9 protein-coding genes are annotated in these 14,279 nt (G+C 43.3%); all 9 read right to left on the bottom strand.

What is annotated here, in order from left to right; genetic code table 11:
- Positions 1 to 47: 47 nt before the first annotated feature.
- Complete coding sequence (locus HMPREF2991_RS08085; protein WP_070568351.1) at positions 48 to 3,440, bottom strand: SIALI-17 repeat-containing surface protein; 3,393 nt, start codon at positions 3,438 to 3,440, stop codon at positions 48 to 50.
- 338 nt (positions 3,441 to 3,778) lie between these two features.
- Entirely contained in the window at positions 3,779 to 4,759 is a 981-nt protein-coding gene (locus HMPREF2991_RS08080; protein WP_070568348.1) for an acetylxylan esterase, read from the bottom strand.
- A gap of 317 nt (positions 4,760 to 5,076) precedes the next feature.
- Complete coding sequence (gene recG, locus HMPREF2991_RS08075) at positions 5,077 to 7,092, bottom strand: ATP-dependent DNA helicase RecG (protein WP_070568345.1); 2,016 nt, start codon at positions 7,090 to 7,092, stop codon at positions 5,077 to 5,079.
- Between the two features lie 18 nt (positions 7,093 to 7,110).
- Positions 7,111 to 8,214, bottom strand: coding sequence for an alanine racemase (alr, locus tag HMPREF2991_RS08070; protein ID WP_070568343.1), 1,104 nt, complete (start codon positions 8,212 to 8,214; stop codon positions 7,111 to 7,113).
- Positions 8,204 to 8,566 carry a holo-ACP synthase gene (gene acpS, locus HMPREF2991_RS08065; protein ID WP_070568638.1) on the bottom strand — a complete coding sequence of 121 codons (363 nt, stop codon included), beginning with the start codon at positions 8,564 to 8,566 and terminating at the stop codon, positions 8,204 to 8,206. Before acpS ends, alr begins: the two co-directional genes overlap by 11 nt.
- A gap of 44 nt (positions 8,567 to 8,610) precedes the next feature.
- A complete protein-coding gene (locus HMPREF2991_RS08060) occupies positions 8,611 to 9,642 on the bottom strand; it encodes a 3-deoxy-7-phosphoheptulonate synthase (protein WP_000864028.1) in 1,032 nt (343 codons plus the stop codon).
- A 1-nt stretch (position 9,643) separates the two neighbouring features.
- Positions 9,644 to 10,675, bottom strand: a complete 1,032-nt coding sequence (locus HMPREF2991_RS08055) for a 3-deoxy-7-phosphoheptulonate synthase (RefSeq protein ID WP_070568337.1) — start codon at positions 10,673 to 10,675, stop codon at positions 9,644 to 9,646.
- Positions 10,676 to 10,754: 79 nt separating this feature from the next.
- Positions 10,755 to 13,268: a preprotein translocase subunit SecA gene (secA, locus tag HMPREF2991_RS08050; protein ID WP_070568334.1), complete on the bottom strand. Its 2,514-nt coding sequence runs from the start codon at positions 13,266 to 13,268 to the stop codon at positions 10,755 to 10,757.
- Positions 13,269 to 13,398: 130 nt separating this feature from the next.
- On the bottom strand, positions 13,399 to 14,154 hold the full coding sequence (locus HMPREF2991_RS08045) for a DNA alkylation repair protein (protein ID WP_070568331.1): 756 nt from the start codon (positions 14,152 to 14,154) through the stop codon (positions 13,399 to 13,401).
- Between the last annotated feature and the right edge of the window lie 125 nt (positions 14,155 to 14,279).

Below are 14,279 nucleotides of genomic sequence, written 5' to 3'. Positions count from 1 at the left end.
AAAAACCTGCTACCTCTTCTGAGACCTACTCAAAAAGCTTTTACTTATTATTCTTTTCTCTTCTTGCCAAATGCAAACAAGGATAAAAGAACACCTGCAAGACCAAGGGAAATCAGTGAGTTTGTTTCCTTGCTTCCCGTATTTGGAAGTTCATCTTGTTTAGCTGCTGGCGCTTGATAGGTCACATCTTGGCCTAGAGACAATTTGTTGTCTGCAGCTGCTAATACTAGATTAGTGTCTCCCTTGTACTCTGGCACTTCATGGACTGCTGCCTCAACGCCATTGACACCACCCTTATACTCTGGCAGGTCATTTGAAGCTGCCAAGACAAAGTTAGCACCTCCTCTATATTCCGGAAGCTCGTTTGAGGCTGCTAGAACTGCATTGACTCCACCCTTGAACTCTGGAAGTTCATGGACTGCTGCCTCAACAGCATTGACTCCACCAGTGAATTCTGTTTTTTCTACTGTTGGAGCTGGTTCTTCACCTACTGTTGCCAATGGTCCAGTGTACTCTGGTATCTCTGCCACTGGGGTTTCCTCTGCATTGACACCACCTGTGAATTCAGGTTTTTCAACCGTTGGAGCTGCTTCTTCACCTACTGTTGCCATTGGACCTGTATACTCCGGAACTTCATGAACCGTTGCTTCCTCTGCATTGACACCACCTGTGTACTCCGGCACCTCATGGATAGCAGCTTCACTGCCATTAATACCATCGCTTAGTTTAGAGCCAGCTAAAGAAACTGGTAAATTGTGCATGCTTTCAATTGCACCCTCAGCTAGACCTGTAATTCTTTGACCCATATCCTCTGGATCTATTGTGAATAGGAGAGTTTTTGTATCGTACTGGGTCATAAAGGTTGCTGTCTTGCCATTTGCCAATTGAAGGGTCGGAGCCTTGTTGACCAATACTTCCGAATCGAACTCCATGGCAATAATACCTGGCCATTTTTGGATAGCATATTTTACTTTTGCTTCTTTAGGAGAAATTCTGTCTCTGCTTAAGAAATCCCAGTTGAATTTCTTATAGGATAAAGTATAATCGTTTTGATTGCCATCCGCATGTTCATAAAGCAAACCATATTCGCCATTTCCGAGTTCTTGGAGTGAGTTGTAAGCAAACTTACCACTTTGTATAGGATTGTGTTTCAGCCATGTCAACTCACCATTCTCCTCAACACGGGCCAGGTGAACCAAACCATTGTTGCGTCCAGGACCACCAGCATTGCTGAGTAGAATGTATTCCTTTCCTTCATGCATGGTGTGAATAGCGGACATTTGAACATAAACGTCTTTTACTTGAGGATAACGTTTGATTTCCTTATCCCACGTTGCTCCCCCATCATGACTGGTCGCAACCTGAAGATCACCAGTCAACCCACGCATAAAGAGCTTGAGATCCCCATTATTCAACTGAACAACAGTCGACTCCGTATTTTGGGCGCCTGGATTATTCATGGTTGAAGAATGAATGGTTTGGTTGCCTACTGGACGGTTATCATTAACTGCTTCCCCTGCTTGCCATGTTTCACCATGATCATCTGAATAAATTACACGAGATGATTGTGAACCATTTAGGTAGGAAACGTTGTTTGTTGTATAAACTGGAATCACCAATCTTCCCTTATGAGGTCCTGTACGTAAGGCAATCCCAGTACCAGGTCCAGTTCCTAGGAAGTGCATCCAATCTTTCCGAATCCCATGAGTAATATCTTTTGGTGCAGACCAAGTCTTCCCATCGTCATCACTGTAGGACATCCATAGGTAGTTGGTATTGGAAACTCTAAAAATATTCTTTTCGCTATATTCAAAATAAATATTTCCGATTAGCTCGTTCCCTTTATACAAATCTCCCTTATCGCTATAGGCTGGTTTTTTAGGGTCAACGACAACACGATAATCTGTCTTTCTATTTTGAGGATCGAAAACCTCTCCGTTTTCTCGAATCGTATAGCGACCTGATTCTCCTTGCTTATATAAAACTTGATAAACTTTATCTCCCACTTGTTCATAAGCTTTCGGAGCTTGCCCCGGCAATGAAAATACTGCCTTACTTTCAAGGAACATGTCATAAATTGCAAAAATTCTCTTTGTTTCAGGGTCTTGCACCAAGGCCATATCAATATTAACTGGAGATGGCCAATCTGCATGTTTAGCGTGCTCATTGTCACGAGGATTTGAGATTACGATTCGGTCTCCCCATGTTTTTCCATTATCTGAGCTGCGACGAACAACCATCCCAATATCTCCCCAGTCAGAATGGTGCAAACGTCTTTCATCCGTTCCTGCAATCAGCGTTCCTTTATCTGTCTTGAGAAGAGCTGGGATACGATAACTCTTGATACCATCTTTATTTGGTTGATTGTTCCTACCACCTTCAAATACGTCTTCTTTCTCAGTGACTTTTGCTCCCTCAGGAAGTTTCTGTTCCAATTCACCTCTTTCAAATAATTGACTTCGTGTTTGAACTTCATCTGGGCTTAAAGCACGATCGTAAACGGTTAGGTTTCGAACTTGTAGGTTTGATGCCCAAACTGTTTTATTGCCCCGTTTGGTTGCTCCAAGTTGAGCTTGATTAACATCTGGCATATCTTTAATGAAGTTACCAGATTTGAGACTTGTTCGAGATAAGACACCGTTCACATAGAGACGAACTCGACCATGAGGTAACTCCGCTGTCGGTTGTTCGACAGTAAAGGTCACGGAATTCCATTGTCCAGGGCGAACTTTCAAAGGGGCATCTGTATACTTATCATAGAACTGCTCTCCGTTAGCGCCACGCCCTTCAATAAGAGCTGTATTATCAAGGACCGACATAGTAAAATACTCATTTTCCTTGGTGTCACTGGATACAGAGAAGAGATTGTAAAAGCGTGGAGATGATGCATCTGGTTTGAACTCCATGTGAACTGTAGCATTTTGAAGTTTCTTTAGTTTATCTAGTTCACTTGATAAATCAACTCTCTGACCATTTGCTGCATTGGTTTCAACATCTTCTTTTTCAAGGACAGGATTAGCATTTTTTAAATCTCTTGAGTAATAATCACGAGGAATCGCTCCCTGATCCTCTGATTCCTCTTCCTTATTTGCTTCTTCTGTATGGGTTTCCGTAGAGGATGGGGTTTCTGATTCTGCACTCTCATTTTTTTTCAAATGATCTTGGTCCACCTCAACACCATTGTCTTGAGCTGCTGCCAATTTGCCAGCCAAATCCTTATCCAAATGAGCAAGATCTCCCGAGGACACTTCTTTTGGTAACTCTGATAAACCTTGACCAGGTTCGACAGTTTCTGTATTGGCTCCTGCTGCATTGGCTTGCTCTTGGGCTAAGACTGGATTTACTCCAAATACTACTGTACCAATCACTACAGATGCCGCCCCAACTGCAAATTTTCGAATTCCGTATCGCTGTTTCCGATCTAAAGATTTGTAATTCATGTTTGTCCTTTCATTTTTCATAAAATAAAGCGCTTTCTTTTTCTTTAAAAATTTTTATTGTCTCTTCAAGAGACAAGTTTTACAAGAAAATATCCAACTTAATGAGAGCTCCCAATCCTCTCCCATTTTCTGCTGAGCCCGAGTTTTTAACCACCCGGCAGCCTTTTTCCTCCTTTCACAAGTGACTTTTCCTTTATTATACAATAAAGTCTTATATTTATATCTGTGTTCCTTCAGAATAGATTTTACTTTTGAGAATATTTTAATATTTTAAATTTTCTAAAAGTACTTTCAGGTTTTGGACATAAAAAAGAGAGCTCCGGGGGCTCTCTCATTCATTATCTTACGTACTTAAAAGGAATCTCACTACCACAGAGCCAGTTATAAATTTGGTCATTGACAAAAACATTCATGGCTTCGTGAGCATACTCTGGCATGATGCGATAGGCCTTCTCGCAGGTCAGACGGTTGTAAATAGCAAACTGGGTAATAGGATAGCAGACATCGTCATCCAAGCCCGTAATCATCTTGACCTCACCTTGAATGCGATGGGCAAGATTTTTCACATCGATATAGGCAAGAGTCGCCATGATTTCCTCCTCTGTTTCATGGAAGGGATCGTGAAACTTGAAATATCGGAAGAGTTCATCATAGGCTTCACTGGTATTGCCAATCTCAAGCACTCGTCTAAAGTCTGACAAGAAGGGATAGATGGCAACTGTTTTCCGAATCCGAGGATTGAGAGCAGCTGCAACCAAAGCTAAAGCCCCTCCTTGTGAGGCACCATAACTAGAAAGTCTTTTCTCATCCACCTGAGGCAGACTAGCAATAATTTCAACCAACTGGTAAATATCCAGATAAACATCCTTATAAAAGAGATGTTCACGACCTTCCACAGCACCACGGATAATATGACCCTTTACCGTATTTCCTAGCGGAGAGCGCAAGCCGTCTTGCGAATAGCCCGACTGGCCTCGAACGTCCATAGAAACAACACCGTAACCAGCCACGGTGAAGGCCAGCATATCGGCCCAGTCCCAACCACGTCCCATATATCCATGGAAATGGAAGATTAGAGGAACTTTCTCCTCACTCTTTGGAAGGACGACACGTGCATAAACCTTGCCTTCATTGGTTCCTTCAAAAGTGAGCTCATAGCAATTGACTTGGGGAATATGGAAATCTCTTTCCTCCAACTGGTAGGCTGGAAGAGATGAAACTTTTTTGATCTCTTCATCCCAGAAAGCATCAAAATCTTCTGGAACCTCATCCCGTCCTTTATAAGTCTTAATTTCTTCTAACAAAGCTGGATTTTTCATAGTATGCTCCTTTTATTTTGTAATCGCTATCATAACTCTAGCATATCTAGGAAGGCAATGCAAGAAAGAAAGATAAATAGAAAGTGATTTTAGATTCTCTTTCCTCAAACCTATCGTCTGAAAGTATTTTTAAAAATAAAAAGAGCGTTTCCGCTCTCTGTGTATCAATAGGTGCTAGCTCCTTTCTCTAGTTTGACGGTTTGGAATTTCTTTTGGTAGGTTACTTTAATCGTCATGTGAGAGTCCTCGTTTCTTTTTGATGACTCTAGTATAAGGCCCAAACCTAAAAGCTAGCTTATAGATTTCTTAGAAAAGGCTTAATCCAGATGTTCTCTTTTTTCTAGGTGGAGAGCAATCATGCGCCATTCTGGATCCTCTCGCCAACCTTCTATCGAACTAATGTAGCTGGCAACCTTTCTGGCTTCTTCTAAAATCGGAAAATCTTCGATAATATCAGCCACTTGAAACTCTGGAAGGCCTGACTGTCTGGTTCCGAAAATCTCTCCAGAACCACGCATTTTCAAATCCTCCTCAGCAAGGACAAATCCATTGTTGGTTTCTGTCATGATGCGCATGCGGTCCTTTCCAGAGTCCGTCTTGGGATTAGCTACAAGAACAGCGTAGGACTGCTTGTCACCCCGACCGACACGACCTCTGAGCTGGTGAAGCTGACTGAGACCGAACCGGTCTGCATCCATGATAATCATAACTGTCGCATTGGGAACATTAACCCCAACCTCAATAACCGTTGTCGAAACCAGAATATCCGTTTTTCTCTCTTTGAATTCCTGCATAATCTGGTCTTTTTCGTCACTCTTCATCTTACCATGTAAAAGAGCCACTTCAGCCTTTCCTGCAAAATGAGCTGTCAACTCTTCTGATAAGGCAATGGCGTTTTTCAAGTCCAGAGCTTCAGATTCTTCAATCAAGGGAGAGATGACATAGGCTTGAGAACCTTTTTGGATTTCTCCCTCTAACCAAGTCAAGACCTGAGGCAGCTGCTCATGCTTAATCCAGCGCGTCACAATCGGCTTCCGCCCTGCTGGCATCTGATCAATAATGGAAACATCCATATCTCCAAAGGCTGTGATAGCCAAGGTTCGTGGAATGGGTGTCGCCGTCATCATGAGGACATCTGGATTGTCCCCTTTTTCTCTCAGAATACGCCTTTGCCCCACACCAAAACGGTGCTGCTCATCGATGATAATCAAGCCAAGGCGAGCATAATCCACCCCATGCTGTATCAGAGCGTGTGTTCCGATAATCAAATCAGCCTCACCCTTGGCAATTGTCTCCAAGACTTCTCTTTTTTCTACAGCTTTCAAGGAACCTGTCAAGAGAGCCAGTTTCAAGTCTGGAAAAAGGTTTCGTAAACTCTCAAAGTGTTGCTCCGCAAGGATTTCTGTCGGAACCATGAGAGCCGCCTGGTAGCCAGCCGTCACCGCCGCAAACATGGCTAAGCCAGCGACCACCGTTTTTCCGCTACCCACATCCCCTTGCAAGAGACGATTCATGTGATGGTCGGACTTCATGTCGGTCAAAATTTCCTGCAAACTTTTTTCCTGAGCTTGGGTTAGGGCAAAAGGCAGATTTTCTTTAACGGCTGTCACTTTTTCCTGGGACCAATCCAGAACCAGACCGCTTCCCTGAACTCTATTTTCAGACTTGAGTGACTGCAACTGCATTTGAAAATAAAAGAGTTCCTCAAACTTGATACGGCGAAGGGCCTGCTTGTATTCTGCTAAATCCTTAGGAAAATGCATGGCACGAACGGCCTGACAACGGGACATGAGTTTGTATTTATCCAGTAAAGACTGGGGAAGATTTTCCTCAATCAAGAGATCCAATCCCTGATCAAAAGCTGTCTTGATGACCTTGACCAGACTGGCCTGACTGATTCCTTGAGCCAGACGATAAACAGGTTGGAGGTCATCCTCAACCTGAGCTAGAACCTTCATCCCAGTCAGACTAGCCTTGGCACGGTCCCATTTCCCAAAAACGGCAAGCGTTGCTCCCAACTCTATCTTATCAGCCAGATAGGGTTGGTTAAAATAATTCACCGCAAAAACGACTTCTCCCTGCTTGAGGCTAAAACGCAGGCGATTGCGCTTGAAACCATAATACTGGACACTAGCAGGAGTAACGACTTGACCAGACAGAACCGCCTTTTCACCGTCTTCCAGCTCCATCACCTGCTTGGTTTTGAAATCTTCATAACGGAAAGGAAAGTAGAGCAAGAGGTCTTGCAAGTTTTCAATTCCTAGTTTGGCGTATTTCTCTGCTGACTTTGGCCCCACACCAGGCAAGACATGTAAGGGTTGATGTAGATTCATGCTCACACTCCTTTCTTTTTAATAATATTCTCTCGGAATGCGGTCGCTGAGGAGGCAAACCACCTCATAGTTAATGGTTCCACGGTAGGTCGCTACCTGAGTTGCTGTGATTTCCTGGTCACCATCGGAGCCAATTAAGGTGACTTTTGTTCCTAGCGGGTAAACCTTAGGCAAACGAATGGTGATTTGGTCCATAGAAACTCGTCCAACGATTGGGCAAGCTTGACCATCTACCAAGACAGAGAAATTCTGCATGTCTCGTGTCCAACCATCCGCATAACCGATTGGCACAGTCGCGATGATTTGCTCACTATCCGCCTGATAAGTTGCTCCATAGCCCATGCAAGCTCCAGCTGGAACTGTCTTGACATGGACCAGGGAAGACTCCAAGGTCAAGGCTGGAGTCAAGTCATAAGGTAAGGCCAAGACCTCTCCACTTGGATTCAGGCCATACATAGCGTCTCCCATACGCACTGCATTGAAAATAGTCTCTGCATGCCAGAGGGTCGTTGCCGAATTGCTGGCATGAACCAGCTCTGGGGCTTCCTTCATACTTGCCAAAATAACTTTAAATCGTTCTAACTGGGTATTAAAATAGGTATCTGATTCTTCATCTGCAGTAGCAAAGTGGGTAAAAATCCCCTCAACACGAGCACCGTGTTGTTGGAGCAAGGCATGAGCCTGATCAGCCTCACTGGAATCTCGGAAACCAATCCGTCCCATCCCTGAATCAATCTTGAGGTGGACAGTCAAGCCAGATAAATCCGTCTCCCTAGCTAAGAGCGCTTGAATCCACTCCAGTCCAGCCACTGTCAATGTGATGTCGTATTCTTTAGCAAGAGAAACAGCTTCTAGCTCAGAAACTCCTAAAATGAGGATTTTCTTGCTAAGTCCAGCATGACGAAGTTCGATAGCTTCATCAATATTGGAAACACAAAATCCATCAACATCATCCTGAATAGCCTTGGAAACGGCAACAGCCCCATGACCATAGGCATTGGCCTTGACCACTGCCCACTTGAGCGTTCTTTCAGGGATATGAGCCCCCATTTGCTGAATATTTTGTCGAATAGCTCCCAGATGAATCAGAGCCTTGGTTGGTCTATGTGGGCTAGCTTTCATGATTTTCCTCCAAAATGACACTGGCTGTCACAAACTGATCTGTATGGCTGATAGACAGCCAAATCTTCCCTGAAAATGGTGCCTGACTAAAATAGGGAGCCCCTCGTTCATTGTTCAAAACTTCCAAATCCTGAAAGGTCAGTTTGCCAATACCAGTTCCCATAGCCTTGGAAAAGGCTTCCTTAGCTGACCAGCGGCCTGCCAAGTATTCGATCTGTCTGCGCCCTTTGAGACTGGTAAAATGCTCCATTTCTTTAGGGGTCAGCACGCGCTTGGCAAAGCCCTCACGTCGTGTAACTGCTTTTTCTATCGAAGCCAATTCTTCGATGTCAATTCCGTGTCCAACTATCATACTCATAAAAGGAGCTGAGATTCCCCCAACTCCATCCTTTTCACTTATTTTGTTAAGGTAGTATAAATTTCTTCTACCAAGGCTACTGTATTTTCCCAACCTAGACAAGGGTCAGTTATGGAGCAACCAAAGACCTCTGGTTGATTTTGGCGACCATCTGCTAGGTAAGATTCGATCATAAAGCCTCGAACCGTCTTTTTAATCTTTTCATTCCAGTCACGATTCAGCAAGGCTTGACGAACAATGCGAATTTGTTCCATATACTGCTTGCCTGAATTGTCATGATTGGTATCAATGATAATGAAGGGATTTTCAAGTCCCATAGTCTCATAGCGATTGATGGCATTTAAGAGTGTTTCATAGTAGAAATTGGGTTCATTTTTACCATATTCGTTCATGGCACCACGAAGGATAACGTGGGCCAAAGGATTCCCTGAAGTTTCCACTTCTTGGCCATGGTAAAGGAAGGTTTGCTTGTTTTGAGCTGCATAGATGGCATTAAACATGACCCCAAGGTTCCCAGATGTTGGATTTTTCATCCCAACCGGAGCATCAATCCCAGAGGCTACAAAGCGGTGTTCCTGGTCTTCCACTGAACGAGCACCTACAGCATGGTAGCTGACCAGATCATCAACCAAAACGAGATTTGACGGATAAAGCATCTCATCAGCTGTTGTCAATCCAGTTTCGGTAATCACTCGGTAGTGTAGCTGACGAACAGCCTGCAAACCATTGATGAGACTAGGCGCTTCGCTGGTATTTGGTTGATGAATCATGCCCTTATAGCCATCTCCATTGGTACGAGGTTTAGCCGTATAGACACGCATCACGATAAAGATTTTATCCGCAACTTTTTTCTGCAAGTCTGCTAAGCGACGAGCATATTCAAGCACGGCTTCTTCATTGTCTGAAGAGCAAGGTCCCATCACCAAAAGGATTCGGTCGTCCTCACCCGAGATGATGGCTGCCAACTCTCTATCGCGGGCTTCTTTCTTTCGCAAGGCTTCAGGTGACAACTGGGTCGCAGCCTTGATTGCTTCAATATCAATTTCTTGACCTTTTTCGATAAATGCCATCTTACTCTCCTAGCGTTTGGTAAATTTCGCGAACAAGTGCTTCTGTGTTGTCCCATCCGAGACACGGATCTGTAATGGACTTACCAAAAACCTCTGGCTCATTTTGACGTCCATCTTCTAGATAGGACTCAATCATAAAACCACGAACATATTTCTTGATCTTCTCATTCCAGTCACGGTTAATCAAGGTCTGACGAACGATACGGATTTGATCCATGTACTGCTTGCCTGAATTGTCATGATTGGTATCGATGATGATAAAGGGATTTTCCAAGCCCATCTTTTCATACTGATCAATGGTATCCATCAAATTGTCATAGTAGTAGTTAGGAATATTTTTCCCGTATTCGTTCAATGCTCCGCGAAGAATGGCGTGGGACAATGGATTCCCCGTTGTTTCCACCTCTTTACCGAGGAAAAGGAAACTCTGTTTATTTTGCGCTGCGTAAATCCCATTAAACATAACATTGAGATTTCCAGATGTTGGATTTTTAAATCCTGTTGAAAAGTCTGCTCCACTCGCTACAAAACGATGCTGTTGATCCTCTACAGAACGAGCTCCAACAGCCATATAAGAAATCAAATCATCCACCAGCGGAAGATTTTCAGGATAAAGCATCTCATCAGCTGTTGTTATTCCCGTCTCGGTAATCACACGATAGTGTAGTTGACGAACAGCCTTGATTCCATTGATCAAGCTAGGAGCTTCTGTCGCATTCGGTTGATGAATCAAGCCCTTATAGCCATCTCCATTGGTACGAGGTTTAGCTGTATAGACACGCATGACCATAAAAATACGGTCTTTGACCTCTTCTTGCAAAGCAGATAGACGCTTGGCATACTCGAGAACCGCCTCTTCGTTATCAGATGAACATGGTCCAATCACCAAGAGAATACGCTGGTCTTCCCCACGGATGATGGCTTCCAATTCCTGATCACGTTGATTTTTTCTCGCAAGAGCCGCTCCCTCTAATTTAGACAAGGCGCGAACTTCTTCAATGTTAATTTTAGGACTTTTAGCTTTAAATACCATGATTCATCTCCTTATAAAGCAAACGGACACCAAGCAAAAAATGATTTTTACCAGGTATCCGCCTGTATCTTATCTCATATTATTGTCTCTTACCATGACAGTTCTTGAATTTCTTACCTGATCCACATGGGCATTGGTCGTTTCGTCCGATTTGGCTCAAGTCCAAATCTTCTGGAAGGCTTGCCTGCTGCGCTGCAATATTACGAGTCGCAGTTGTACTGATATTGTGTTCAGTTTGCGGACGTTCTTGTTCATGGATTTGTGCTTTCATCATCAAGCGGGTCACATCGAATTCAATCGATCCAATCATGTCGTTAAACATGCGGAAACCTTCTGCTTGATATTCTACAACAGGGTTGTTTTGGGCATATCCACGAAGACCAACAGCATTTCGCAACTGGTCAAGGGCATCGATATGGTCTGTCCACTTGTTGTCTACAACACGTAGAATCAAGACTTTTTGGAATTCTTTCACTGCATCTTCGTCACGAAGCTTAGCAACTTGGCTGTCATAGACTTTCAAGGCACGTTGGAAAAGTTCATCTTTGATAGCTTGGTCTGACAGACCTGCAAGATCTGAACGGCTAATTGAATCTTCTGGAAGTAAGTTATACTTAGCAAAGTTCAAGATTGCTTCCAATTTTTCATCTTCTTTCGAACGAGCATGTGCATCCACGATACGTCCAATGGTACGACGGATCATAGCATGGATTTCTGGTGCCAAGTCACGATCTGCAGTAATGACATCATAGCGTTGCGCATAGATAATCTCACGTTGTTCACGCATAACATCATCGTATTGAAGGACTTGTTTACGAGTGTCGTAGTTGTTTCCTTCGACACGTTTTTGAGCTGCTTCAACTTGACGCGTTAACATGCGAGATTCGATGGCTTCATCAGACATGTTGAGTCGTTCAAAGACACCTTTCAAACGTTCTGAACCGAAACGTTTCATCAAATCATCTTCAAGAGACAAGTAGAATTGTGACTCACCTGGGTCTCCTTGACGCCCTGAACGTCCACGAAGCTGATTATCAATACGGCGACTTTCGTGACGCTCTGTACCGATAACACAAAGTCCACCAAGCTCACGAACCCCTTCACCAAGTTTAATGTCGGTACCACGACCGGCCATGTTGGTTGCGATGGTAACCGCGCCACGTTGACCAGCGTTCATGATGATTTGCGCTTCTCTGTAGTGGTTCTTCGCATTCAAGACTTCGTGAGGAACACCTGCTGCTACCAATTTCTTAGAAAGAAAGTCACTCGTTTCAACGGCAACTGTACCTACCAAGACCGGCTGACCTTTTTGGTAACGAGCTTTTACATCTTCAACTACAGCATTAAATTTTGCATCAAGACTTGCATAGAGAAGGTCTGAGTGGTCGATACGTTGGATTGGACGGTTGGTTGGGATTGGAATAACACGAATGTTGTAAATTTCGCGGAATTCTTCTTCTTCTGTTTTACCAGTACCTGTCATCCCTGCCAATTTCTTATACATACGGAAGAGGTTTTGGTAGGTAATAGAAGCTGAAGTCTTAGTCTCATCTTGGATTGGCACACCTTCTTTTGCTTCAATCGCTTGGTGCAAACCATCAGAGTAACGACGACCTTCCATGGTACGACCTGTAAATTGGTCAACGATCAAGATTTCCTGCTCTTCACTAACCACATAGTCGATATCGAGAATCATGATATAGTTAGCACGGAGAGCATTGTCGATAAAGTGAGTAAGAGCTACATTTTCAATGTCGTAGAGATTTTCTAGTTTGAAGTAGCTTTCAGCCTTGTCAATACCAGAATCTGACAAACCGATCGTCTTAGACTGAACGTCAATGATATAGTCATCCTGATCCAAGGATTTCACGAAGTGGTCCGCCATATGGTAGAGTTGGCTTGTTTCAACTGCGTTGGCACCTGAAACGATCAATGGTGTACGCGCTTCGTCGATCAAAATCGAGTCAACCTCATCGACCAAGGCATAGTTGAGTGGACGTTGTACCATGTTTTCTGCACGAACGACCATGTTGTCACGAAGGTAGTCGAAACCAATCTCTGAGTTGGTTGAGTAGGTAATATCGCAAAGGTATGCCTCTTTTTTCTCCATTGGAGATTTAGCTGCCAAGTTGATCCCTACTGACAAACCGAGCCATGAGTACAATTCACCCATTTCAGTCGCGTCACGTTCTGTTAGGTATTCATTGACTGTAACTACGTGAACCCCTTTACCTGCAAGGGCATTGAGGTACACTGGCATAGTCGCTGTCAAGGTCTTCCCTTCACCAGTACGCATCTCTGGAACGTCACCATGGTGAAGAACGATTCCCCCCATGACCTGAACCTTATAAGGGAAGAGCCCAAGGACACGTTTTGCAGCTTCACGAACTACTGCAAAAGCCTCATATAGCAATGAATCAAGGGATTCACCCTTGTTGTATCGCTCTTTAAATTCGTCAGTTTTCGCTTTTAGTTCTTCGTCTGACATTGCAGCCATTTGGCTCTCATAGTTAAGAACCTTATCAGCCATCTTTTCCAGACGACGAAGTTCTCCTTTATCATTTTCAATAATCGTTTTTAAAATATTAGCCATGATTTTCCTTACTTTTTATTCTGAATATTTTAGAATGTTCTTTTAATTTTAGCATATTTACCATTATTTTTCAAGAAAGAATCCTTAATTTACAACGGAAAAGGCCAGCTGAAATTCAGTTTTTTTTGCATCAATCTTCTGTGGCTACCTTTTTGTTTTTTGTTCGAGATGCATGCTTGATGATCCAAGCACAACTTGGACTTAGCTCCTCCTTTTGCCAAGTTTGAAGTATCTTTTCAAACTTATCAGGATCTTCCTTATACAAATCATTTAGATTATTGGCTACACTTTTTTGAATAGACTTATCTCTATCATCCTTTAGATTGGTCAAAATAGTGGTGAAATCCTCAAAATAATCCAACACCACGGTTTGTCTCTTAGCCCAAGGTAGACGGATACGCATGCACTCGCTAGCAAGTCTACGAACGCGTAAATTTTCATCCTGACTCCATTCTATCAGCAAGGCCATTGTAGCCTTAGGATAGCTAGCCAGTAAGGGTCTCATGGAAAATTCTCCCGTAAACCGCTTGGTTAGTTCCTTACTAAAAGCCGCGCTCAATTCAAATTCCTTGTCTCCGTATAGCTCTACATATTTGCCGATGGGCCAAAGCCAATAACCTTCCGAAAACATGCCTAAACCACCCTCTAGCTCAGGACCTAAAATTTCCTCAAAAACCTTGAGAGAGTCCTGATAAGATAGGGGGAGACATTCTTTGATACTTTTAGCCAAGAGTTCTTGACGCTGGCTAAACTCCAAATTTTCCAAGTCTTTTTCTAGCAAGAGCCTAAATTTTTGTCCATCAAAGGCAGGGGACGCTTCTTGCAACCGTCGACTCAAATCCCTAGCATAAGCCAAGTCATAATAATCCTTTACTTTTTTCGCCATTTTTAAATTCCTTAATCTTCTGTTTACGGAACTTATTATATCATACAGATCGCCCGTCAACAAAATCATTTTCAATTCTCAAACTATTTTGTCAAGAAAGTAAAAAGGACTAGAAGCTCGTCTAG

It is taken from the genome of Streptococcus sp. HMSC072D07, from assembly GCF_001814835.1.
Classification (GTDB): domain Bacteria; phylum Bacillota; class Bacilli; order Lactobacillales; family Streptococcaceae; genus Streptococcus.
This window is presented reverse-complemented; position numbering and strand designations above follow the sequence as displayed.

Coding starts and splice junctions, on each gene's coding strand:
- HMPREF2991_RS08085 (WP_070568351.1), bottom strand. CDS start 3,440: ATGAATTACAAATCTTTAGATCGGAAACAGCGATACGGAATTCGAAAA.
- HMPREF2991_RS08080 (WP_070568348.1), bottom strand. CDS start 4,759: ATGAAAAATCCAGCTTTGTTAGAAGAAATTAAGACTTATAAAGGACGG.
- recG (WP_070568345.1), bottom strand. CDS start 7,092: ATGAATCTACATCAACCCTTACATGTCTTGCCTGGTGTGGGGCCAAAG.
- alr (WP_070568343.1), bottom strand. CDS start 8,214: ATGAAAGCTAGCCCACATAGACCAACCAAGGCTCTGATTCATCTGGGA.
- acpS (WP_070568638.1), bottom strand. CDS start 8,566: ATGATAGTTGGACACGGAATTGACATCGAAGAATTGGCTTCGATAGAA.
- HMPREF2991_RS08060 (WP_000864028.1), bottom strand. CDS start 9,642: ATGGCATTTATCGAAAAAGGTCAAGAAATTGATATTGAAGCAATCAAG.
- HMPREF2991_RS08055 (WP_070568337.1), bottom strand. CDS start 10,675: ATGGTATTTAAAGCTAAAAGTCCTAAAATTAACATTGAAGAAGTTCGC.
- secA (WP_070568334.1), bottom strand. CDS start 13,268: ATGGCTAATATTTTAAAAACGATTATTGAAAATGATAAAGGAGAACTT.
- HMPREF2991_RS08045 (WP_070568331.1), bottom strand. CDS start 14,154: ATGGCGAAAAAAGTAAAGGATTATTATGACTTGGCTTATGCTAGGGAT.